Here is a 21,996-nt window from a genome sequence, read left to right as displayed (position 1 = left end):
CGCTACGTCAAGAGCCGAAGTCCGGGTTCACCTGACTGACCGAGCGCCGGTCGCCGCTGTGACAGCGGCCCACCGCGACACAACGACGAAGGCCGCCCCCACCAGGTGGGGACGGCCTTCGCGGTGCTGCGGGTGGTTACTTGTAGACGTCCGACTGCGGGTCGCCGTGGCAGCGCTTGTACTTCTTGCCCGAGCCACACGGGCACGCCACGTTGCGCGGGGTGCCCGGGTACATCAGGCCGCTCGCGTCGCCACCGCCCTCGGTGCGGACCTCGACCTCCTCGTCACCGTCGATCGTCGGCGCCGAGTACGACAGGCGCTGCGGCGGGCGGTTCTCCTTGCCCAGGCCCTTGGCCAGCAGCTTGGGACGGTCGGTCAGCCGCGGGCCGTCCTGCGGACGGTCGGTGTCGCGGCCCGGGAACTCCGCCACCGGGGCGCCCGGGGTGAGGATGTCCTCGGCCTCCTCGACGACCTCGGCCGCCGCGGCCTGCTGGGCGCGCATCGCCTCGACGTCGACCTCGACGTTGAAGATGAACGCGACCGACTCCTCCTTGATCGACTCCATCATCGCGGCGAACATGTCGTAGCCCTCGCGCTGGTACTCCACCAGCGGGTCGCGCTGCGCCATCGCGCGCAGGCCGATGCCCTCGCGCAGGTAGTCCATCTCGTACAGGTGCTCGCGCCACTTGCGGTCCAGCACGTTCAGGACGACGCCGCGCTCCAGCTCGCGCATCGCCTCGTTGCCGAGCAGCTCCTCGCGCCGGGCGTAGGCCTCGCGGGCGTCGGTGAGGAACTTATCGATCATGAAGTCCTGGGTCAGGCCGGACCGCTCGCCGCCGGCCTCCTGGATCAGGTCTTCCTCGGTCAGCTCGGTCTGGTACAGCGTGCGCAGCGCGGTGAACAGCGGGTCCAGGTCCCAGTCCTCGGCGAACCCGTCCGCGGTCGCGCCCTGGACGTAACCGGTGACGGTCTCGTCGAGCATGTCCAGCACCTGCTCGCGCAGGTCGGCGCCCTCGAGCACCCGGCGGCGCTCGGCGTACACGACGTGCCGCTGGCGGTTCATCACGTCGTCGTACTTGAGGATGTTCTTGCGGGTCTCGAAGTTCTGCGCCTCGACCTGGGACTGCGCCGACGCGATCGCCTTGGTGACCACCTTGTTCTCCAGCGGCACCGTGTCGTCCTCGTTGCGCGACATCGCCCAGTCGACCATCTCGCGCTTGAACAGCCGCATCAGGTCGTCTTCGAGGGACAGGTAGAAGCGCGACTCACCCGGGTCACCCTGACGGCCGGACCGGCCGCGCAGCTGGTTGTCGATCCGGCGCGACTCGTGCCGCTCGGTGCCGAGCACGTAGAGGCCGCCGGCTTCGCGGACCTCCTTCTGCTCCTCCTTGACCTGCTGCTCGAACTTCTCCAGCACCTTCGGGTACTCGGCCTCGTACTCCTCCGGCGACTCCACCGGGTCGATGCCGCGCGCCCGCAGGTCCTTGTCGGCCAGGAACTCCGGGTTGCCGCCGAGAATGATGTCGGTACCACGGCCGGCCATGTTGGTGGCCACCGTGACCGCGCCCTTGCGGCCGGCCTCGGCGACGATCGCCGCCTCGCGCGCGTGCTGCTTGGCGTTCAGCACCTCGTGCGCGATGTTCTCCTTGCGCAGCTGCGCGGACAGCCGCTCGGACTTCTCCACGCTGGTGGTGCCGACCAGGATCGGCTGCCCGGTCTTGTGCTTGTCGACGATGTCCTTGACCACCGCGTCGAACTTGGCGTCCTCGGTGCGGTAGATCAGGTCGCGCTGGTCGACCCGGACCATCGGCTTGTTGGTCGGGATCGGGACCACGCCGAGGTTGTAGATCTTGGAGAACTCGGCCGCCTCGGTCATCGCCGTACCGGTCATGCCGGCCAGCTTGGAGTACTGGCGGAAGTAGTTCTGCAGCGTGATCGTCGCCAGGGTCTGGTACTCCTCCTTGATCTCGACCTTCTCCTTGGCCTCGATCGCCTGGTGCAGACCCTCGTTGTAGCGGCGGCCGTGCAGCGTACGGCCGGTGTGCTCGTCGACGATCAGCACCTCGCCGTCGACGACCACGTAGTCCTTGTCGCGCTTGAACAGGTCCTTGGCCTTCAGCGCGTTGTTCAGGTAGCTGATCAGCGGGGTGTTGGCCGACTCGTAGAGGTTGTCGATGCCGAGCCGGTCCTCGACCTTCTCGATGCCGCGCTCGAGAATGGCGACGGTGCGCTTCTTCTCGTCCACCTCGTAGTCGGCGACCTTGCGCTTCTTCTCGTCGATCTCCAGGTCGGAGACGCTGCGCCGCTCGTTCTTCAGCTTCTGCTCGTCGGCGTTGGTCCACGCCTGCAGGGTGGCGGCGATCTGGGCCATCTCGACGTACCAGCGCTGGGAGTCCTCGGCGGGGCCGGAGATGATCAGCGGGGTCCGGGCCTCGTCGATCAGGATCGAGTCGACCTCGTCCACGATCGCGTAGTTGTAGCCCCGCTGCACGCAGTCGGCGATGTCGTTGGCCATGTTGTCGCGCAGGTAGTCGAAGCCGAACTCGTTGTTCGTGCCGTAGGTGATGTCCTTGGCGTAGGCGATCCGGCGCTCGGCCGGCGTCATCTCCGGCAGGATCACCCCGTAGTCGAGGCCGAGGAAGTGGTACACCCGGCCCATCCACTCGGCCTGGAACTTGGCCAGGTAGTCGTTCACCGTGACCACGTGCACGCCCTTGCCGGACAACGCGTTGAGGTACGTCGGCAGCGTGCCGACCAGCGTCTTGCCCTCACCGGTCTTCATCTCGGCGATGTTGCCCAGGTGCAGCGCGGCACCGCCCATGATCTGGACGTCGTAGTGGCGCTGGTGCAGGGTCCGCTTGGCCGCCTCCCGGACGACCGCGAAGGCCTCCGGCAGCAGCGCGTCGAGGGACTCGCCGTTGTCCACCCGCTGCTTGAAGTCGGCGGTCTGGCCGCGCAGCTCCTCGTCGGACATCGCGACGAAGTCGTCCTCGATGGAGTTGACCACCTTCGCGATGCGCTCGAGCTGGCGCAGCGTCTTGCCCTCGCCGATTCGCAGGACTCTGTCGATCACCTTCATGGTGGGCAGTTCTCTCCTTGCTGCTGAAGCCTGGTTGCGGCGGACTTGCCGGCGTCGTACCCGCACTGGGCACGGCACGGTCCACCCGCCGGGCGGCGTGCGTCACCTATCGTACGGGGCCGGGTGAGCCAAGCCACGCCTAGTGCGTGCCTCAGGGCCTTCCGGACTCACGTGCGAGGGCGCCGAAAAGTTCCGGCCGTCACTGTCCGCGCAGGGCGTGACTCAGCGCAGGCGCGAGGTCGCCCGGCCCGGCCACCCGGACCTGGGACAGGCCGAGCCAGCCGGCCAGCTGGACCAGCTCGGCGGCCAGCTCCTCCGGAGTCTCGGCCGGCGCGCCCGTCTCGGCGTGCGCGGACTGCACCAGCAGTACGCCGGCCGTCCGGTCCGCCTTCAGGTCGACCCGGGCCACCAGCCGGTCGCCGAGCAGGAACGGGAGCACGTAGTACCCGTAGATTCGCTTGTCGGCCGGCACGTAGATCTCGATCCGGTACCGGAAGTCGAACAGCTTCTCGGTCCGGGTCCGCTCGAAGACCAGCGAGTCGAACGGGCTGACCAGGGCGCGGGTGTTCACCCGGCGCGGCAGCTTGGCGTCGCGGTGCAGGTACGCCGGGCGCTTCCACCCCTCGATGGCGACCGGCAGCAGCTCGCCCTCGTCGACCAGCTCCTGGATCGCCTGGGTGGTCGGCGCCGGGCCGGTCCGGAAGTAGTCCTTCAGGCACTGCGCGGTCGCCGCCCCGTGCGCCTTGGCCGCGATCCGGACCAGCTCGCGGTGCGCTTCTTCCAGGGTCGGGACCGGCGTGGCCAGCACGGACGCCGGCAGCACCCGCTCCGGGACGTCGTACAGCCGCTCGAACTGCTGGTTGCGCTTCGCCACGGTGATCTCGCCGGCGAAGAACAGGAACTCCAGCGCGCGTTTCACGTCCGACCAGTTCCAGCCCCAGTTGTCGCGGTCGCGCTCCACGTCGTCGTCGATCTCGCGCGCGGTCAGTGGGCCCTGCGCGGTGACGTCGGCGAGCACCTGCTTGACCAGGTCGGGCCGCTCGGCCGCGATCGAGCGCGGCCCGCCCCAGGCTTCGGTGGTCGCCCGGGCCATCCGCCAGCGCATCAGCGGGTGGGTCTCGACCGGGATCAGCGACGCCTCGTGCGCCCAGTACTCCACCAGGCGGCGGGGCGCCTTGCCCGCGGCCCGGTCGAGCAGGTCGCGCGGGTAGGGACCGAGGCGGGAGTAGAGCGGCAGGTACTGCGCGCGGCTCAGCACGTTGACCGAGTCGATCTGCAGCAGCCCGATCCTGCCCAGCACCCGACTGAGCGCCCGCAGGTCGGGTACGCCCTTCGGCCGTGGATCGGTGAACCCCTGAGCGGCCAGCGCGATCCGGCGGGCCTGGGCCTGCGACAGCACCTGTGTCTGGTTCACGCCGACATTCTGCCGGGCAGTACCGACAGATTCCGGTCATAACTCCGGCGTTACCGCAAGTGAGAGGTGCGCTACGCACCGTACGCGGTGGACGCTGCTCGGTAGGCCGCGACGCCCGCGCGGTCTCCGTCACCCTGTGGAGCGTGAGGCAATGACAGGAAAACTCCAGCTGGTTCGTGCCACCCTGGCCGCGGGGGCGCTGACCGTCGCGTCACTCGGCGCGGTCGCCACCGCGTCGGCCGCCCCGGCGCCCGAACCCCCGCGCAACCGGATCGTCGGGGGCGAGATCGCGCACACCGCCGACACACCGTGGGCGCTGGCGCTGAACAACAGCGGATCCCCGGTCCCCAGCGGCCAGTACTGCGGTGCCACGCTGGTCGCGCCGGACAAGATCGTCACCGCGGCGCACTGCGCGACCGAGGCGGCGAGCACCTACACCGCGATCCAGGGGCGCGACAAGCTCGCGGACACCGGCGGCAAGACCTCGAAGATCACCAAGATCTGGGCCGACCCGGCGTACGGGAAGGAGCCCGGGCACGACGTCGCGGTGATGACGCTGGAGACGCCGTTCACCGGTGTGCCCACGCTGCCGTTGGAGACCGACACCGCCGCTGACGTGGCCGGCGCGCAGTCGGTTGTCTACGGCTACGGCAACACCGAGGGCACGGGCCCGGCCGACACCTTCCAGAAGGTGACCGTCCCGGTGCTCGGTGACGCCTACTGCCAGAAGGCGTACGCCAGCCAGGGCTACGCCGGCGACGGCGAGATCTGCGCGGGCTACGAGAACGGCGGCAAGGACTCCTGCCAGGGCGACTCCGGTGGCCCGCTGGTGCTGAACGGCCGGCTGTTCGGCGTCGTCTCGTGGGGCATCGGCTGCGCCGACGCCGGCAACCCGGGCGTGTACGCCGAGGTCGCGACCTACTCGGCCGAGCTGCAGGCGCAGATCGCCGGTTAGATCTTCCCAGGCGAAGACAGAACCTTCACAGCGAGAGGGGCCCGGGCATTTCCGCCCGGGCCCCTCCTCACGTGCTTCGGGGCGCCGCTAGACCGACAGGCGGATCACGCCGTAGTCGTAGCCGCGGCGGCGGTAGACGACGCTCGGCTGGTTCTCGTCGGCGTCGACGAACAGGTAGAAGTCGTGGCCGACCAGTTCCAGCTCGTACAGCGCCTGGTCGAGCGACATCGGCTTGGCGGTGTGGGTCTTCTCGCGCATCACCAGCGGGCCGTCACCGGTCACCGTCAGCGATCCGAACTTCTTGGTCGGCACCTCGTCCTCGGCGCCGGTGTCCTCCACCTCGGGGGTGTTGCCGTTCAGGGTCTGCTTGGCGTTGACGTGCCGCAGGCCTTCCGGAGCGTGCTCGCCGCGGTGCACCCGGCGGCGGTCGGCCGCCTTGCGGACCTGGGCGCGCAGCCGGTCCAGGCTGACGTCGAACGCCGCCTGCTTGGTCTCACCGCTGGCCTCGGCCCGGACCACCGGGCCCTTGGTGTACATGGTGAGCTCGACGCGCATCGCCCGATCGTGCTGTCGCGGGTTCTTCTCCTGACTGACTTCCACCTCGCATCGCAGCACCCGATGATCGACCTTCTCGATCCTGGCGAGCTTTTCCTCGACGTACTGCCGGAAGCGGTCACTGACCTCGCAGTGATGACCCTTGACAACGACGTCCACGGAAACCTCCATCGATCGGCGACTTCTTTTACGTCCCGGGACCCCCGTTTCCAACGGCATGGCGCCCGAAACGACAACACCCGCTGTCGAGCCGGTCGGAGCCCGTGGCCAGGAATCCGGCTGATCCGGTCCTGCGCCACTTCACTGCCCGACAAGCCCTAGCGGGTGTCATAGGCCAACGCTAGTCGGCTTCGGCGAAAACCGGTAGGGAAGTTCTCATGAACCGGGCACCACCCGGCGCCGGGTGGCGGCCAGTACCGCGGCTCCGAACACCGCGATTCCCGTTGTTTCCAAGGCTCCGGCGGCCTGCGTGAGCGTGGATCCGGTGGTCAGCACGTCGTCCACCAGCAAGACCCGTTGATCCGTCAGCGTTTCAGCCCAGCGCGAACGTACGGCGAACACGCCCTCCAGGTTGACCGCCCGCTCCCGCGCGGACAGCCCGGCCTGGTCGGCCGGCCGCCGGAGCAACCGCAGAGCGTCCGCCAGGCGGACGTCGTACCCGTCGGCGCGGAGGTGGCGCGCGGCAACAATCGCGATCCGCCGCAGCGGCTCGTGCCCCCGCGCGCGGACCGTCGCGGCCGCCGAGGGGATCGGGCACAGCCACACGGCACGCCCCGGAGCGATCGCTTCGGCGACAGCGACCGCGAGCGTCCGGCCGAGCGGCTCGGCCAGGCTGTAGCGGGCGTGCTCCTTGTGCTCGACGATCAGCCGGCGCAGCATCCCGTCGTACGGCGCACAGGCGGTCGCGCCCGGAAATCCGGCGGGCACCGGAGCTGGGACAGCGGCAAACGGAGTGAGCGCCGCCAGCTCGGCTCGGCAATCGCGGCACAGACCACGGCCTGGGCGTTCACACCCCGCGCAGGTGCCGCCGAGCACGAGATCCAGCCACGCATCCCGGAGCCCCACGCCGAAACCCTGCGCCATCCCGCCGGTCGACCACAAACCGGCCCTGTGGACAACTCAGGCGAGCAGGCCGGTGATCAGGGTCATCGTGGGGATGGACAGCAGCGTGGTGAGCAGAACGCTGCTGCGGGCGAGCTGCTGGCCGGTCCGGTAGTGCACGGCGTAGACATAGACGTTCTGGGCGGTGGGCAGCGCGGCCAGCAAGGTCGGGGCGAGCAGGGCGTGTCCCTCCAGGCCGAGGACCCACCGGCCGACGGCGTACGCGACGGCGGGCTGCAGCACGGTCTTCAGCGTGACAGCCAGTACGACGTCCGGTCCGGGACCGAGCCGGGTGTTGCTGGTCCTGGCGCTCAGACTGAGCCCGTACGCGATCAGGGCCACCGGGACCGCCGCGGCGCCGACCAGCTCGATCGGTCGCATCAGCAGCGTCGGCGGGTCCACTCCGACGGCCGCGACCAGCAGGCCGAGCAGCGACGCGACGGTGAGCGGGTTGCGCACCGGCCGGCTCAGCACGGTCCGCAGCGACACCCGGCGCCCGGAGCCCTGGCGGTACCCGTCCAGTACGGCGAAGGCGACCGGAGCCATCACCAGTAGCTGGAAGAGCACGATCGGCGCGACCAGCGCGCCGTCGCCGAGCACGTACACGGCGACCGGCACGCCCAGGTTGCCCGCGTTGACGTACGACGCGGCCAGGGCGCCGATCGTCGACTGAGCCCGGTCCCGGTGCCAGATCAGGGCCGACACGGTCACGGACAGCAGGACGATGACCAGCACCCCGGCCAGGCTGGTGAGCAGCACCGGCGAGAAGATCGCGGTCAGGTCCGCGCGGGCGACCGTGCCGAACAGCAGCGCGGGCGTGGCGACGTAGAAGGCGAGCCGGGACAGGACCAGCTCGTCGTCGGACCGCAACACGCCGGCCCGGCCGACGACGTACCCGAGAACGGCGACCGCGACGAGGGTGAAGAAGGCGCTCAGGACCGACGACATCGAGGGATCAGCCGGGGTACAGCGGGTCGATCTTGACCTGCTGGTCGTCGTCGAGAACCGACCAGTTGAGGTCCTTGCTCTGCCAGTGGGTGACGCCCTCGGTGTCCTGGACCACCGGGAGGGTGTCGAGGTTGGGGTTCGAGGCGACGTGCAGGGCCTGGAAGCGGTTGTTGGACGCGCCGGGCACGATCCGGGGTGCGGAGCCGTCGACGTTGACCAGCCAGGGCTGGCGCGGGCTGTTGCGGGCCGGGCGGCCGGCCACGAGGATGCCGACCTGGTTCCAGGTCGCGTCGGTGATGTCGTACAGCGGGACCTCCAGCCGGTGCTCCTGGGTGAGCTGCAGCTTGCCGGCGTCGTCGGTGGTGATCGTGCGGGTCACGACCGAGTTCTGGCCGGCCTTGTCCCTGAGCACCAGCAGCGCCCGGACACCGTCCGGGGCCATCCGCAGCTGGACCGGCGTCCGGCCCTGGAAGTCGGCCCGGACGTCGGTGAGCTTGCCGTCCCTGGCGCGGAACCGCAGTCGTGGGGCGGCGCTGTCGGCCCGGTCCAGGATCCAGAGATTCTCCTGGTTGTCGAAGCTCGGCCGCAGGACCGTGCCGACGGCCGGCACGAAGTCGACCTTCTCGTTGTCGTCCTCGGCCTCGTCCAGCGAGCCGTAGGCCACCACCTGCTTGCCGTCGGTCCTGGTCACCACCGCGCCGTACGAGCCACGCAGGTTGACCGCGAAGCTTTCGGCGTTGAACGCGAACAGCCGGCTCTTGTCCAGCGGGGTGATCCCGATCGTGGTGGCGCTGTCGAGGTTGGCCCGCGCGATCTTCCCGGTGTTCAGGACGCCGTACAGCTCCTTCATCTGCGGCACCGGCACCGTCGGGTCGTACTGCGCGTAGGTGGTGAACTGAAGCGGGTCGTCGTTGCTCTCCACCAGCCCGGTGCCGTCGACGGTGATCTTCACCCGGGTGCTGATCGGGCGCAGCGTCCACATGATCTGTGCGGCCAGCACGGTCCGGTCCGCGGCCGATAGTCCGGCCGCCGCCGTGCTCAGCTCGACGGTGGCCTCGCCGAGCTCGACCGGAACCGAGACGTTCACCTGCGTGCCGGGCGGCGCCGCGGTGCCGACGCCGTTGCCGAGCCGGCCGGTCGGGCCCTTGAGCAGCTCCTGGACCAGCCGGGTCGCGACCTGCCCGGCCGGCAGCGCCGGCAGGAAGATCGGGTCCGGGACCAGCATCGAGCGGTCCCGGTTGGCGTAGTACAGCGCGTACGGCTCGAGCCGTGACTCCAGCTGGTTGTTGCCCAGGAAGACGCCGGGCGGCACGCTGGACACCCGGAACTGCCCGTCGGCCTGCGCCACCTTGAAGTCGAACTGCACGAACGCGCCGCGCGGCGCCGACGACCAGCTGCCGCGCTCGTCGATGGTCCCGACCAGTGGCGCCCGCAGCCGGATCGTGTTGCTGCCGGGCAGCTGGGTCAGCGCCTTGGTCGAGCTCTGGTCGTAGACCGAGATCTTCGTCTCCGGCCGCCACTGGGCCCCGGCGTCGGGTGTCATGTACTGGCGGGCGGTGTCGTAGCTGTTGAAGTCCGACATCGCCTCCAGGAACCCGCTGACCAGTGCCATCGGCTTCGCGTTCGTGCGCGGTGCCTGGGCTTCGACGCCGACCCGGCCGCCGGACGCGGCGGCGGCGTTCTTGCTGCCGTTGCGGATCTGTCCCTCGGTGGGCACCGACGCGCAGCCACCGGCCACCAGGACGGCGACCAGCGCTGCCGCCAGCAACCCACCGGCTCGTCGGGTCCTCACAGGTCCTCACTCCCGGTCAGCTTCTGGTACGGCGCTCCGACATCGACCAGCATCTCCGGCACCACCCGTGACGCGTCGGCCGGGCGGGCGGGCAGCGGCGAGCCGGACAGCGTGACGTCCGGGCGCCGCGGCAGCGTCAGCCGGAAGTAGGCGCCGTCGCCGGGCGAGCCCCACGCGTCCAGGCGGCCGCCGTGCAGCCGGGCGTCCTCCAGGGCGATCGACAGCCCCAGACCGGTGCCGCCCGTGGTCCGGGCGCGGGCCGGGTCGGCCCGCCAGAACCGGCTGAACACCATCTCGGCCTCCTCGGCCCGGAAGCCGATGCCGTGGTCGCGGACGGCGACCGCGGCGGCGTCGGCGTCGGTGGCCGTGCTGATCCGGATCGGCCGGCCCTCGCTGTGCTCGATCGCGTTGCCGATCAGGTTGCGCAGGATCCGCTCGATCCGGCGCGAGTCGACCTGGGCGCGGCACGGCTCGGGCATCGCCAGCTCGACCTGGCAGCCCTTGCGCTCCAGCAGGGTCTCGTGGTTCTCCAGCACCCGGGCGACGATGTCGCGCAGGTCGACGTCCTCCAGGTCGAGCGCGGCCGCGCCGGCGTCGAACCTGCTGATCTCCAGCAGGTCGGACAGCAGCTCCTCGAAGCGGTTCAGCTCGTTCTGCAGCAGCTCGACCGAGCGGCGGGTGATCGGGTCGAACTCGTCGCGCGTCTCGTGCAGCAGGTCGGCGGCCATCCGGACCGTGGTCAGCGGCGTGCGCAGCTCGTGCGACACGTCGGAGACGAACCGGCGCTGCAACCGCGACAGCTCCTCGAGCCGGCGGATCTGCTGCTGCAGGTTGCTGGCCATCTTGTTGAACGAGACCGCCAGCCGGGCCAGGTCGTCGGTGCCGCGGACCTGCATCCGCTCTTCGAGCTTGCCGGCCGCGAGCCGCTCCGCGATCCGCCGGGCCATCCGCACCGGGGTGACGACCTGCCGGGTGACCAGCCAGGCGACCGCACCGAGCAGGACGACCAGGAGCAGGCCTGCGGTGAGCAGCGCTCGCTGAACAACGTCGAGCGTTTCCTGCTGGGCCGTGAGCGGGAAGAGGAAGTAGACCTCGTACCGCTCGGCGGTGGAGTTGACCCGGACCTGCGAACCGATCGCCAGCCCCGGTGCGCTGGGCTGGCCGTCGTCGTAGCTGATCAGCGTGTAGGTGTCGTAGAGCTGGGAGTCGTCGCTGCCCACCGACGACTGCAGCTCCTGCGGGACCGAACTGCTCAGCACGCCACCGGTCTGCTGGATCAGCACGGACCCGGAGGTCGAGGTGGGCATCAGCACCACGTCGTACAGGCCGGCGCGGTTCGCGTTCTGGACCAGTTCGGTCAGCTTCTGCGTGATCGTGGCCGGGTCGGCGGCGTTGATCGAGCTGGACAGCGCGTTCAGCTGGGCGGCGGCCTCGGCCTGCGCGCTGGTCCGGCGCGACTCCAGTACGCCGTCGGTGACCTGGCTCATCATCACCCAGCCGACCAGGATCAGGACGACGGTCGACATCAGCAGCGTGCCGGTGACGATCCGGGCCTGGATCGAGCGGCGCCACAGGTCGGGCCAGCGCTTGGGATGGGTGCGCCAGAACGGCAGCGGGGAGGCATGCCAGTCCAACCCAGCGGCAGTGAGCTCGATCTCGGTCCCGCGGGGTTCCGGTGCGGTGTCCGGCTTGTCCGCCTGCGACGCGTCGTCGCGGCCGTACTCGATCAGTCCGCACCCGCCTTGTAACCGACGCCGCGGACCGTCACCACGATCTCCGGGTGCTCGGGGTCCTTCTCGATCTTGGACCGCAGCCGCTGCACGTGCACGTTGACCAGCCGGGTGTCGGCGGCGTGGCGGTAGCCCCAGACCTGCTCCAGCAGGACCTCACGGGTGAACACCTGCCAGGGCTTGGAGGCCAGGCAGACCAGCAGGTCGAACTCCAGCGGGGTCAGCTGGATCGTCTCGCCGCTGCGCTTGACCGAGTGGCCGGCCACGTCGATGGTCAGGTCGCCGATGGTCAGCGACTCCGGTCCGGGCTCGTCCATCCGGCGCAGCCGGGCCCGGATCCGGGCCACCAGCTCCTTGGGCTTGAACGGCTTCACCACGTAGTCGTCGGCGCCGGACTCCAGGCCCAGCACCACGTCGACGGTGTCGCTCTTCGCGGTCAGCATCACGATCGGTACGCCGGACTCGGCGCGGATCGCGCGGCACACGTCGATACCGTCCATGCCGGGCAGCATCAGATCGAGCAGCAGCAGGTCGGGCTTGAACTCCCGGAACGCCGGTACCGCCTTGTCACCGGTCGCACACAGATAGGTGTCGTAGCCTTCGTTGCGCAGCACGATGCTGAGCATCTCCGACAACGCCGTGTCGTCGTCGACGATGAGAACTCGTCCTCGCATCGTCCGGTTGCCTTCTGCCACGCCCTGCTCCCTGCCTACTGTCTGACGGTCCGGGTCCTCGACATCCCGCTGGCCCAACGCTGTCCGCCCAGCGGCCGCCGAGCGTACGCACTACGGATAGTGTCCCATTCCCCAGGTGGTGCACACGCCGGATCGCCGGGCGAGGCCCCGCCAATGCCGCTCGGTGGACCACCCGGGGGGTGATCATGGTGCAAGTCGCGCCCGGCGGACAACCCGGCGGCCGGCCGTGGAACGAGTGAGGGGAGGCACGGCGTGCGCGACGATCTCGGCGTACGGGAGGACGGCGGGGAGCCGCTGCGGCCCTGGCTGCCGGCCGACCTGCTCGACAACGCGGCCCGGACCATCTCGGAGAACAAGGCGATCATGCTGGGCCTGCCGGTGCTGGCCGGGATCGCCCTGGCCGCCGTCCAGGCCGGTCTGACGCAGCTGACGGTGCCCGGTGGCATCGGCGCGCTCTTCGGCCAGGACGACCCGTTCGAGCAGGCCGGTGCGGCCCTCCTGCTGATGTACGGCGTCCAGCTGGTCCTGTTCGCGGTGGTCTCGAGCACGCTGGCCGGGATCATCGCGCTGGCGGCGGTGCGCAGCCAGCTGGGCCGGCGCCTGGCGCCGCGCGAGCTGCTCCGACTGGTCCGGCCGGCACTGCCCGCGCTCGCCGCGGTCGGGCTGCTCCAGTCGCTGTCGTTCGTCGTACTGCTGGCCGGCTGGGGGCTGGCGGTCTTCGGTGCCGGGGCCGGTGCGGACGCGGCGATCAACTCCGACGTGGCCGGCGCGGTGGCGCTGCTGCTGATGCTGCTCGGTGGCCTGCTGGTGCTGATCTTCGGGATCCGCCTGGTGCTGGCCGGGACCGTCGTGCTGATGGAGGGCAGGCACGCTCCGGACGTCGGCCTCTACATCCCGGTCCGGGTCGGTGCCTGGGGCGCGCTGAAACGCTCGTGGTACCTGGTCAAGGGCCGGTTCTGGCGGGTCTTCGGCATCCTGCTGTTCGGCGGGGTGGTGGTGAACATCGTCAGCTACGCGCTGCAGTTCGGCGTGACCGCGATCGTGGTCACGCTGGGAGGCTGGATCGACGGCAGTGACGGCGACGCCGCGCTGATCATCGGCATCGCGGTCACGATCGCCGCCGGCGTCGCGACGGTCGCCACGCTGATCGCCAGCCTCGCCTTCATGTCTGCCGTCCAGGCCCTGATCTACCTGGACCTGCGTGTCCGGCGGGAAGGCCTGGACCTGTGGTTGCGGCCCTCGCTGCGGCCGACCGTGCCCGGACCGACGGAGTGGCGACCTTGATCCCTTACGAACCGCCGGTGGACATCAGCCGCGAAGAGGCCGCGGCCGAAGCCGCCAAGGAGCTGTCCAAGCCGGTCTACGGCCAGGCCGGTGACTCCCTGATCAGCAAGGCTGTCGGGAAGGTGCTGGAGTGGATCGCCGACCTGCTCGACGGCGTGGTGGACCCGAGCGGTGACGGCCGGGTCGGTCTGTTCATGCTGCTCGGCCTGATCGCTCTGGTGGTGGTCGTCGTGCTCTGGCGAGCCGGTGTGCTGCGGACCTCAGGTGGCAAGAGCACCCAGACGGTCTTCGACACCGAGCGCCAGCGCAGCGCCGCGCAGTACCGCTCGCAGGCGGAGCAGGAGGCCGCTGCGGGCGACTACACGGGCGCTGTGCGGAGCAGGTTCCGCGCCTGCGTCGCGGAGCTCACCGAGCGCACTGTGCTGGACGAGCGCGCCGGACGGACGGCGTACGAGGCAGTCGCGGACGCCGGCCGCGCGGTCCCGGAGCTGCGCGACCCGCTGCGCCCGGCCGCCGACGTCTTCACCGAAGTTGTCTACGGCAACCGCCCCGGTACGCCGGAGCGCTACGCCGCGGTGGTCGCTGCCGACGAGGCCGCTCGCCGCGTCTCCACCAGGGCGCTGGTTCAGGGATGAGCACCGCGGTCGGGCGAAGCGTCGGCGAGGGCTGGCGGGCGCTGCGCCTTCCCCTGCTGATCACCGGCGTGATCGTGCTCGGTGTGGTGGTCCTGCTGGTCGCGACTGCCGCGCGGACCTCGGGTCCGTTCAGTCCCGACTCGACCGATTCCAGCGGTGCCCGGGCGCTGGCCACGTTGCTGGAGGACCACGGCGTCGAGGTGACCGGCACGGAGAGCCTGGACGACGCCGTGGGCAGCGGTTCCGGCCGGACGCTGCTGATCGGCCCGTCCGGAAGTCTCTCCGCCGAGGACTGGCGCAGGATCGCGGCGGCGCGCTGGGACCACCTGGTGCTGGTGCGCCCGGGCCGTACCGCGCTGGAGACGCTTGCTCCAGGCATCGAGAACGCCAGCTCCACCCTGCCCGCCGGCAGCCGCTCGCCGGACTGCCACCTGCCCGCCGCGGTCAAGGCCGGCACGGTGACCGTCCGCGGGACGACGTACACGGCGCCTCCCGGGGCCGAGGCCTGCTACGGCGACGGCATCAACTACACCGTGGTGCGGCTGGAGACCGACGGCCGGATCGTCGACGTGATCGGCACCCAGCAGTCGTTCACGAACGCCGAGCTGGCCAACGACGGCAACGCGGCGCTCGCGCTCAACCTGCTCGGCACTCACCCGGTCCTGGTCTGGTACCTCCCGCAGTACGAGTCGTCGAGCTTCGACGACCCGGAGACCGACGACGGGCCGCCACTGATCCCGCCGGACGTCCGGTACATCGCCTGGGCCCTGGCCTTCGCCGTCCTCGTCGTCGCGCTGTGGCGAGGCCGCAGGCTGGGCCCGGTCGTGCCGGAGCCGCTGCCGGTCATCGTGCACGCGGCGGAGACCACCGAGGGCCGGGCACGGCTCTACCGGCGTTCCCGCGCCAGGGACCGGGCGGCCGCCGCACTGCGCGAGTCGGCGCTCGGCAAGCTGTTCAAGGTCTACGGCATCCCCCGCCGGGCCGAGCCGACCGCGGTGGTCACCGCACTGGCCGCCCGGACCGGCATGGACCCGGCGATGCTGTACGACATCCTCTACGGCGGGCCTCCGGTCGACGACGCCGCGCTGCTGTCCCTGTCTGACGCTCTGCAAGTTCTCACCCAGGAGGTAGCCCGTGACGTCCACGACCGCTGAGGTCACCCCGGAGCGGGCCCGGCAAGCGCTGGTCGAGCTCCGGACGGAGATCGGCAAGGCCGTCGTCGGCCAGGACACCGCGGTGACCGCTCTGGTCCTCGCGCTGCTCTGCCGCGGCCACGTGCTGCTCGAGGGCGTTCCCGGTACGGCGAAGACGCTGATGGTGCGGGCGCTGTCGATGGCGATGCGGCTGGACACCAAGCGGGTGCAGTTCACGCCGGACCTGATGCCCGGTGACGTCACCGGCTCGCTGGTTTACGACGCGAAGACCAGCGAGTTCGAGTTCCGGCCGGGCCCGGTGTTCACCAACATCCTGCTGGCCGACGAGATCAACCGAACGCCACCGAAGACCCAGGCCGCGCTGCTGGAGGCGATGGAGGAACGGCAGGTCACCGTCGACGGCGTACCGCGCAAGCTGCCGTCGCCGTTCGTCGTCGCCGCGACCCAGAACCCGATCGAGTACGAGGGCACCTACCCGTTGCCCGAGGCCCAGCTGGACCGGTTCCTGCTCAAGGTCACGCTGGACATGCCGCCGCGGGACGCGGAGATCGCCGTACTGGCCCGGCACGCGCAGGGGTTCGACCCGCGGGACCTGGTCGCGGCGGGGATCCGCCCGGTGGCCGGACCGGAGGACCTGCTGGCCGGACAGGCCGCCGTACGGCGGGTCGCCGTACGGGAGGATCTGCTGGCGTACGTGGTCGACCTGTGCCGGGCGACTCGGCAGTCGCCGTCGCTGCAGCTCGGGGTATCACCGCGAGGGGCGACCGCGTTGCTGGCGGTCGCACGCGCGTGGGCGTGGTTGTCCGGGCGTGACTACGTGATCCCGGACGACGTGAAGGCGATGGCACGTCCTTGCCTGCGGCACCGGGTGCAGATCCGGCCGGAGGCGGAGCTGGAGGGCGTCACCGCGGACGCCGTACTGGAGAGCGTGCTCGCCACGGTTCCGGTACCACGCTGATGGTCGTCACGGGCCGGGCCGGTCTCTTGGCCGGCTTGGGAGTTCTCTTCGTCGCACTGGCGATGCCGAGCTGGTCCGGTGTCGGTGTGGTGGTCGCTGTCGTGCTGGTCGTGTGTCTGGTCGACGTGCTGCTCGCCGGGTCGCCCCGGCGGCTTCAGCTGAGCAGGGACGGGGACAACGCGGTTCGGCTGGGTCAGCAGGCTGTGGTGTCGCTGCTGGTCGCCAATCCTGGCCGCCGGGTCAAGGGGCTGCTGCGGGACGCGTGGCCGCCGTCGGCCGGCGTACAGGATCCGCCGCACAAGCTGGACCTGCCCGGTGGTGAGCGGCGGCGGCTGACGACGCATCTGGTGCCGACGCGGCGAGGTGACCGGAAGGCGTACCGGGTGACGGTGCGCTCGATCGGCCCGTTGGGCTTTGCGGGCCGGCAGGGCTCGCACGACGTGCCGTGGACGGTGCGGGCGTTGCCGCCGTTCAACAGCCGCAAGCACCTGCCGTCGCGGCTGGCCCGGCTGCGGGAGCTGGACGGACGGACCGCACTGCTCGTCCGCGGCCAGGGGACGGAGTTCGACTCGCTGCGCGACTACGTGCCGGGCGACGACGTGCGGAGCATCGACTGGCGGGCCACCGCCCGCCGCGGCAACGTCGTACTGCGGACCTGGCGGCCCGAGCGGGACCGGCAGGTCGCCATCGTGATCGACTCCGGCCGGATGTCCGCGGGCCGGGTCGGCGACGCCCCACGCCTCGACCACGCGATGGACGCCGCACTGCTGCTCGCGGCGCTGGCCACGCGCGCCGGCGACCGGGTCTCGTTGCTGGCCTGCGACTCGGCCGTCCGCGCCGACGTACGCCGTCCCGCACCGGAGGACGTCCTGCCGTCGTTCGTCAACGCGCTGGCCACCGTCGACGCCGAGCTCGTCCAGACCGACTTCCGCGTCGTCGTCTCGCAGACCCTCGAACGCCTCGGCCAGCGCTCCCTGGTCGTCCTGCTTACCGGCCTGGAACCCGCGGTCATCGAGGAGTCCCTGCTCCCGGTCATCGGCCCGCTGCTACGCCGCCACGTCGTCGTCCTGGCCTCCGTCGCCGACCCCCGCCTCGACGAGCTGGAGGCCTCCCGCGCCGACCTGATCGAGCTGTACGGCGCCGCCTCCGCCGCCCGCTCCCGCCTCGACCGCGAACGCGTCACCGCCGTACTCACCCGCGCCGGCGTCACTGTCGTCGACGAGAACCCGGACCAGATCGCCCCGGCGCTGGCCGACACCTATCTGGCCCTGAAGAAGGCCGGCCGGCTCTAGCTGCGTCACAGGCCCGGGGACGGAGTGAACCCCGGCGCCAGGGTGGGCCGGGGATGGTGGTCAGACCAAGTCGAGTGGCTGGTGCGGCTCGGGCGGGCGGACGACCTTCAGCTTGTCGCCGGGGCGGACGACTCCGCCTCGGGTGACCACGGACATCACGCCGGTCAGCCGGACGAGCTCGCCCTCGGCGGTCTTGCGGAGGACCTGTTTGAGCAGGCCCTTGCGGAACTTGTTGATCTGGGAGCAGGGGTCGCGCAGGCCGGTGAGGGTGACGACGGCGGTGTCGCCGAGTTGCAGCGTGGTGCCGACCGGGAGGGCGAGCAGGTCGACGCCGGCGGTGGTGACGTTCTCGCCGAGGTCACCGGGGCCGACCTCGAAGCCGGCGGCGGCGAGGTCGGCGAAGAGCTCGGACTGGATCAGGTGGACCTGCCGCAGGTTCGGCGCGGAGGGATCGCGCCGTACCAGGTGGCGGTGGCGGACGGTCGCGCCGGCGTGCGCGTCGCCTTCGACGCCGACGCCCTCGATCAGCTGGATCTCGGGCACCGGCGGCTTGCTGAAGTGGTGCTGGGTGTCTCGGTTGACCGAGTGGATTCTCACCCGTCCAGCTTAAGGAGATGGCACGCGGCCTGCTGCGTCTCGGCGGCGGGCAGGATCTGCAGCGGGACCGTGCGGCAGTCCCCGAACACGACCTGGCAGCGCGGATGGAAGCGGCAGCCGGACGGGATGCGGGTCGGGTCCGGTGGTTCGCCGGTGAGCACGATCTTCTCCGGCGACTCGGGCAGCACCGACAGCAGCGCCTTGGTGTAGGGGTGTTGCGGGCTCTGCAGGACCTGCTCGGTCGGCCCGGACTCGACGATGCGGCCCAGGTACATGACGGCGACCCGGTCGGCGATGTTCCAGGCCAGGCCCAGGTCGTGCGTGACGACCAGTGCCGACAGGCCGAGGTCGTCGCGGAGCCGGAGCAGCAGCGCGAGGATCTCGCCCCGGACCGAGGCGTCGAGCGAGGCAACCGGCTCGTCGGCGATCAGTACGTCGGGATTGAGCGCGAGCGCCCCGGCGATGACCACGCGCTGACGCTGTCCCCCGGACAGCTCGTGCGGGTAGCGGAGGAAGAACCGCTCGGGCGGCCGCAGCCCGGCCCGGGACAAGGCGTCGGCGACCACCTTCTCCTCGTCCGGCAGCTTGTGGATGCGCGGGCCCTCGGCAACGGCTTCGTACACCGTCTGCCGCGGGTTCAGCGAACCGGTCGGATCCTGCAGCACCAGCTGCACCCGTCGCCGGTACGCCTTCAACTCCCGCGCCTTGTAGCTCAACGGCTTGCCGTCGTAGAAGACCTCGCCGCCGGCCGGTTTCTCCAGCCCGAGCAGTGTTCGTGCGAGTGTCGTCTTGCCGCAGCCGGACTCGCCGACCAGCGCCACGATCTCGCCCGCGCCGACCGCGAGGTTGACCCCGTCGACGGCCCGCGCGCGCCGTCCCCGGGACGCGAACTCGACCGACAGGTTCCTTGCTTCCAGCACCTAAACCTCCTCCCCCACCAGCACACAAGCCGCCGTACGACGGTCGCCCGCCGGACGCAAGTCGATGTTCACCGTCGAGCAGCTCTCCAGCGCCACCGGGCAGCGCGGATGGAACACGCACCCCGACGGCAGCTCGGCCGGATCCGGCGGATCGCCGCCGAGCCCCTTCGGAGCGAGCCGCGACGCCGGATCTCCGATCGTCGGGAACGCCGCCGAGAGCGCGCGGCTGTACGGATGCGCGAACGCACCACCGGACGGACCGGTCTCGACCACCCGGCCGGCGTACATCACGGCCAGCCGGTCACACAGGTCGGCCAGCACGGACAGGTCGTGCGAGATCATCAGCAGCGCGATGTCCTCGGCCGCGACCAGTTCCTTGATCAGCGTCAGCACCTGCGCCTGGACCATCACGTCGAGCGCGGTGGTCGGTTCGTCGGCGATGATCAGCCGCGGCTCGCAGGCCAGCGCCATCGCGATCATGACTCGTTGCCGTTGGCCACCACTCAGCTCGTGCGGGTAGCTCTTCGCGCGCCAGGCCGGCAGCCCGACCTGGTCGAGCAGCTCCGCGACCCGGCGCCGCGCCTTCTCCGGACCGGCGAGCTTGTGCACGAGCAACGGTTCGGCGATCTGCTCCCCGATCCGCCGGACCGGGTTGAGTCCGTGCTGCGCGCCCTGGAACACGATCGACGCCTCGGCCCACCGGACCGCGCGCAACCTCCCCCAGGTCATCGTCAGTACGTCGTCGCCGTCGAGCAGGATCCGCCCACCCGTGCGGGCGTCGCGCGGCAGCAGCCGCAGGATCGCCATCGCCAGCGACGACTTGCCCGATCCCGACTCGCCCACGATGCCGAGCGCCTCGCCGGCGTTCAGCGCCAGCGACACTCCTCGGACGGCGGGCACCTCGCCGCCGGCGATCCGGTACGTCACCGAGACGTCGTCCAGCTCGAGAAGGCTCATCGCGCGCTCCGCAGTCTCGGGTTCAGCACGGTCTCGAGCGCGCGGCCGCACAGCGTGAACGCCATTACCACGGTCACGATGCACAGGCCGGGAACGAGGATGTACCACCAGGCGCCCGACGTCGCCGCGCCCCAGTCGTACGAGCCGCGCAGCATGGTTCCCCAGGAGGTCTTGTTCGCGCTGATGCCGAGGAAGGCCAGCGTGGACTCGGTGACGATCGCACTCGCCACTTCCAGCGTCGTACTGGCCAGCAGCAGCGGCGCGACGTTCGGCAGGACGTGCCGGGTGGTGATGTGCCAATGCCCGCCGCCGAGGGCCGTGGACCGCTCGATGTACGGCCGGGCCTCGACCGCGAGGGTCTGGGCACGGATCAGTCGCGCGGTCGAGGGCCACGAGGTGACGCCGATCGCGACGATGATGGTCGTCGTGCTGCCGCCGAGGATCGCGGCCAGGACGAGCGCGGTGACCAGCGACGGCAGCACCAGGAACCAGTCGGTGACGCGCAGTACGACCGCACCGATCCAGCCGCGGAAATGCCCGGCGACGATGCCCAGCACGGTGCCGATCACCATGCTCAGCAGCGCCGCGAGGAAGCCGATCAGCAACGACGTCCGCGAGCCCCACCACACCATCAGCAGCACCGAGCGGCCGGACTCGTCCGTGCCGAGCGGCGCGTCCCAGCTGGGCGGCGCGAGTTTCTCGCCGGTGCCGCGGACGACGTTCGTCACGCCGGCGTCGATGAACAGCGGCGCGATCAGCGCGAGCAGCACGGCGACGAGCAGCACCGCCAGCCCGACCACGCCGGCCTTGTGCCCGCGGTAGTCGGCCCAGAACCGTAACAGGCTTCGCTTTCGCCGGGTCCAGGTGACACTCATGCGGACCTCACCCTCGGGTCGAGCAGGTGGTAGACGACGTCGGCGAGCGTGTTCATCACGATCACCGACACCGTGATCAGCAGGAACGTGCCCTGCATCAGCGTGAAGTCCGGCACCCGGATCGCCTCGTAGAACAGTTGCCCCAGGCCCGGCCAGCTGAAGATCGCCTCGACCGTGACGGCACCGCCGACAACGAAGCCGATCCGCATGAACACCAGCGTGACGGTCGGCAGCAGCGCGTTCGGTACGGCGTGCTTGCGGCGCACGTCGTCGTCCTTCAGCCCCTTCGCGCGGGCCGTGGTGACGTAGTCCTGGCCGACCTCGTCGAGCACCGAGGAGCGCATCACCAGCAGGTACTGCGCGTAGACGACGGCCACCATCGTCAGGCACGGCAGCACCATGTGCTTGGCCACGTCGAGTACGTAGCCGAACCCGTCCGGCGCGTCCACACTCTCGATCCCGCGGGTCGGGAAGACGCCCGGGATCGGACCGACTCCGGCCGCGAACACCATCAGCAGCAGAAGCCCGAGCCAGAACGTCGGCACCGACCAGAGCACCAGCGAGATCGCCGTGGAGAACCGGTCGAACCGGCTGCCCGGCTTCCAGCCCGCACGAGCGCCCTGCCAGATCCCCAGGGTGACGGCGATGACCAGCGCCGTACCGGTGAGCAGCAGGGTCGACCCGATCCGCTCACCGATCAGGTCGAGCACCGGCCGCTTGTACTCGTACGACGTCCCGAGGTCGAACTGCACGGTCTGCTTGACGAACTGGAAGAACTGCTCGGGCAACGACTTGTCCAGCCCGAGCCGGTGCCGCTCCAGGTCCAGCTGCTCCGGGGTCATGTTCCGGCCCTGCGCGAGCGCGCGGACCGGGTCCCCCGGCAGCAGCCGGAACAGGAAGAACGTCGCCACGATCACCATCGAGATGCTGAGCAACGCCCCGCCCGCCTTGCTCAGGGCGTAGCGCAGCATCCCGTTGCGGACCGGGGTCTCCTCCAGCTCCTGGCTGGCGGACGGAGCGACGGTCATCGGGCCTCCCGTCCTGGACCGAGCAGC

19 protein-coding genes are annotated in these 21,996 nt (G+C 70.6%); 6 read left to right on the top strand and 13 right to left on the bottom strand.

The window, feature by feature from the left end; translation table 11 throughout:
* Positions 1-136: 136 nt before the first annotated feature.
* The gene (gene secA, locus BWI15_RS06480; RefSeq protein WP_077013392.1) at positions 137-3,079 is read right to left on the bottom strand and encodes a preprotein translocase subunit SecA; all 2,943 of its coding nucleotides are present in this window, start codon (positions 3,077-3,079) and stop codon (positions 137-139) included.
* A 199-nt stretch (positions 3,080-3,278) separates the two neighbouring features.
* A complete protein-coding gene (locus tag BWI15_RS06475; RefSeq protein ID WP_077013391.1) occupies positions 3,279-4,493 on the bottom strand; it encodes a winged helix-turn-helix domain-containing protein in 1,215 nt (404 codons plus the stop codon).
* Between the two features lie 151 nt (positions 4,494-4,644).
* Here BWI15_RS06475 and BWI15_RS06470 point away from each other — a divergent pair, with 151 nt between their 5' ends.
* A complete protein-coding gene (locus BWI15_RS06470; RefSeq protein WP_077013390.1) occupies positions 4,645-5,448 on the top strand; it encodes a S1 family peptidase in 804 nt (267 codons plus the stop codon).
* Between the two features lie 87 nt (positions 5,449-5,535).
* Here BWI15_RS06470 and hpf read toward each other — a convergent pair whose 3' ends face one another.
* The 6 genes from hpf to mtrA all read right to left on the bottom strand — a co-directional run bounded on the left by hpf (position 5,536) and on the right by mtrA (position 12,248).
* Positions 5,536-6,162: a ribosome hibernation-promoting factor, HPF/YfiA family gene (hpf, locus tag BWI15_RS06465; RefSeq protein WP_193432145.1), complete on the bottom strand. Its 627-nt coding sequence runs from the start codon at positions 6,160-6,162 to the stop codon at positions 5,536-5,538.
* Between the two features lie 216 nt (positions 6,163-6,378).
* On the bottom strand, positions 6,379-6,930 hold the full coding sequence (locus tag BWI15_RS06460; RefSeq protein ID WP_237771164.1) for a ComF family protein: 552 nt from the start codon (positions 6,928-6,930) through the stop codon (positions 6,379-6,381).
* 192 nt (positions 6,931-7,122) lie between these two features.
* Complete coding sequence (locus tag BWI15_RS06455) at positions 7,123-8,052, bottom strand: AEC family transporter (protein ID WP_077013387.1); 930 nt, start codon at positions 8,050-8,052, stop codon at positions 7,123-7,125.
* Positions 8,053-8,059: 7 nt separating this feature from the next.
* Positions 8,060-9,844 carry an LpqB family beta-propeller domain-containing protein gene (locus BWI15_RS06450; protein ID WP_077013386.1) on the bottom strand — a complete coding sequence of 595 codons (1,785 nt, stop codon included), beginning with the start codon at positions 9,842-9,844 and terminating at the stop codon, positions 8,060-8,062.
* Positions 9,841-11,478, bottom strand: coding sequence for an MtrAB system histidine kinase MtrB (gene mtrB, locus BWI15_RS06445; RefSeq protein WP_077013385.1), 1,638 nt, complete (start codon positions 11,476-11,478; stop codon positions 9,841-9,843). Before mtrB ends, BWI15_RS06450 begins: the two co-directional genes overlap by 4 nt.
* A 92-nt stretch (positions 11,479-11,570) precedes the next feature.
* Positions 11,571-12,248: an MtrAB system response regulator MtrA gene (mtrA, locus tag BWI15_RS06440; protein WP_077013824.1), complete on the bottom strand. Its 678-nt coding sequence runs from the start codon at positions 12,246-12,248 to the stop codon at positions 11,571-11,573.
* 273 nt (positions 12,249-12,521) lie between these two features.
* On the opposite strand from mtrA, the gene BWI15_RS06435 reads away from it, so the two are divergent.
* The 5 genes from BWI15_RS06435 to BWI15_RS06415 are packed head-to-tail and all read left to right on the top strand — an operon-like array spanning position 12,522 to position 17,592.
* The gene (locus BWI15_RS06435; RefSeq protein WP_077013384.1) at positions 12,522-13,553 is read left to right on the top strand and encodes a hypothetical protein; all 1,032 of its coding nucleotides are present in this window, start codon (positions 12,522-12,524) and stop codon (positions 13,551-13,553) included.
* A gap of 17 nt (positions 13,554-13,570) precedes the next feature.
* Positions 13,571-14,188 carry a DUF4129 domain-containing protein gene (locus BWI15_RS06430; RefSeq protein ID WP_237771163.1) on the top strand — a complete coding sequence of 206 codons (618 nt, stop codon included), beginning with the start codon at positions 13,571-13,573 and terminating at the stop codon, positions 14,186-14,188.
* A complete protein-coding gene (locus BWI15_RS06425; RefSeq protein ID WP_077013383.1) occupies positions 14,185-15,342 on the top strand; it encodes a DUF4350 domain-containing protein in 1,158 nt (385 codons plus the stop codon). The genes BWI15_RS06430 and BWI15_RS06425 overlap by 4 nt, the downstream gene beginning before the upstream one ends.
* The gene (locus BWI15_RS06420) at positions 15,323-16,300 is read left to right on the top strand and encodes an AAA family ATPase (protein ID WP_077013382.1); all 978 of its coding nucleotides are present in this window, start codon (positions 15,323-15,325) and stop codon (positions 16,298-16,300) included. Before BWI15_RS06425 ends, BWI15_RS06420 begins: the two co-directional genes overlap by 20 nt.
* A 35-nt stretch (positions 16,301-16,335) precedes the next feature.
* Entirely contained in the window at positions 16,336-17,592 is a 1,257-nt protein-coding gene (locus BWI15_RS06415) for a DUF58 domain-containing protein (RefSeq protein ID WP_237771162.1), read from the top strand.
* A 60-nt stretch (positions 17,593-17,652) separates the two neighbouring features.
* Here the strand turns inward: BWI15_RS06415 and BWI15_RS06410 are convergent, their stop codons facing one another.
* Genes BWI15_RS06410 through BWI15_RS06390 form a run of 5 tightly spaced genes read right to left on the bottom strand, consistent with a single transcriptional unit; the run spans position 17,653 to position 21,969 of the window.
* Positions 17,653-18,189, bottom strand: a complete 537-nt coding sequence (locus BWI15_RS06410) for an MOSC domain-containing protein (RefSeq protein ID WP_077013380.1) — start codon at positions 18,187-18,189, stop codon at positions 17,653-17,655.
* Positions 18,186-19,109 carry an ABC transporter ATP-binding protein gene (locus BWI15_RS06405; protein WP_077013379.1) on the bottom strand — a complete coding sequence of 308 codons (924 nt, stop codon included), beginning with the start codon at positions 19,107-19,109 and terminating at the stop codon, positions 18,186-18,188. The genes BWI15_RS06410 and BWI15_RS06405 overlap by 4 nt, the downstream gene beginning before the upstream one ends.
* Positions 19,110-20,066, bottom strand: a complete 957-nt coding sequence (locus tag BWI15_RS06400) for an ABC transporter ATP-binding protein (RefSeq protein WP_077013378.1) — start codon at positions 20,064-20,066, stop codon at positions 19,110-19,112.
* Positions 20,063-20,941: an ABC transporter permease gene (locus BWI15_RS06395; RefSeq protein ID WP_077013377.1), complete on the bottom strand. Its 879-nt coding sequence runs from the start codon at positions 20,939-20,941 to the stop codon at positions 20,063-20,065. Before BWI15_RS06395 ends, BWI15_RS06400 begins: the two co-directional genes overlap by 4 nt.
* On the bottom strand, positions 20,938-21,969 hold the full coding sequence (locus tag BWI15_RS06390) for an ABC transporter permease (protein ID WP_077013376.1): 1,032 nt from the start codon (positions 21,967-21,969) through the stop codon (positions 20,938-20,940). The genes BWI15_RS06395 and BWI15_RS06390 overlap by 4 nt, the downstream gene beginning before the upstream one ends.
* Positions 21,970-21,996 lie beyond the last annotated feature (27 nt).

Source organism: Kribbella sp. ALI-6-A (assembly GCF_001984195.1).
Taxonomy (GTDB): Bacteria; Actinomycetota; Actinomycetes; order Propionibacteriales; family Kribbellaceae; genus Kribbella.
This window is presented reverse-complemented; position numbering and strand designations above follow the sequence as displayed.

Bases quoted from the DNA above. Each gene is read 5' to 3' on its own strand.
- secA (WP_077013392.1), bottom strand. From the start codon at position 3,079: ATGAAGGTGATCGACAGAGTCCTGCGAATCGGCGAGGGCAAGACGCTG.
- BWI15_RS06470 (WP_077013390.1), top strand. From the start codon at position 4,645: ATGACAGGAAAACTCCAGCTGGTTCGTGCCACCCTGGCCGCGGGGGCG.
- BWI15_RS06455 (WP_077013387.1), bottom strand. From the start codon at position 8,052: ATGTCGTCGGTCCTGAGCGCCTTCTTCACCCTCGTCGCGGTCGCCGTT.
- mtrA (WP_077013824.1), bottom strand. From the start codon at position 12,248: ATGCGAGGACGAGTTCTCATCGTCGACGACGACACGGCGTTGTCGGAG.
- BWI15_RS06425 (WP_077013383.1), top strand. From the start codon at position 14,185: ATGAGCACCGCGGTCGGGCGAAGCGTCGGCGAGGGCTGGCGGGCGCTG.
- BWI15_RS06400 (WP_077013378.1), bottom strand. From the start codon at position 20,066: ATGAGCCTTCTCGAGCTGGACGACGTCTCGGTGACGTACCGGATCGCC.
- BWI15_RS06395 (WP_077013377.1), bottom strand. From the start codon at position 20,941: ATGAGTGTCACCTGGACCCGGCGAAAGCGAAGCCTGTTACGGTTCTGG.
- BWI15_RS06390 (WP_077013376.1), bottom strand. From the start codon at position 21,969: ATGACCGTCGCTCCGTCCGCCAGCCAGGAGCTGGAGGAGACCCCGGTC.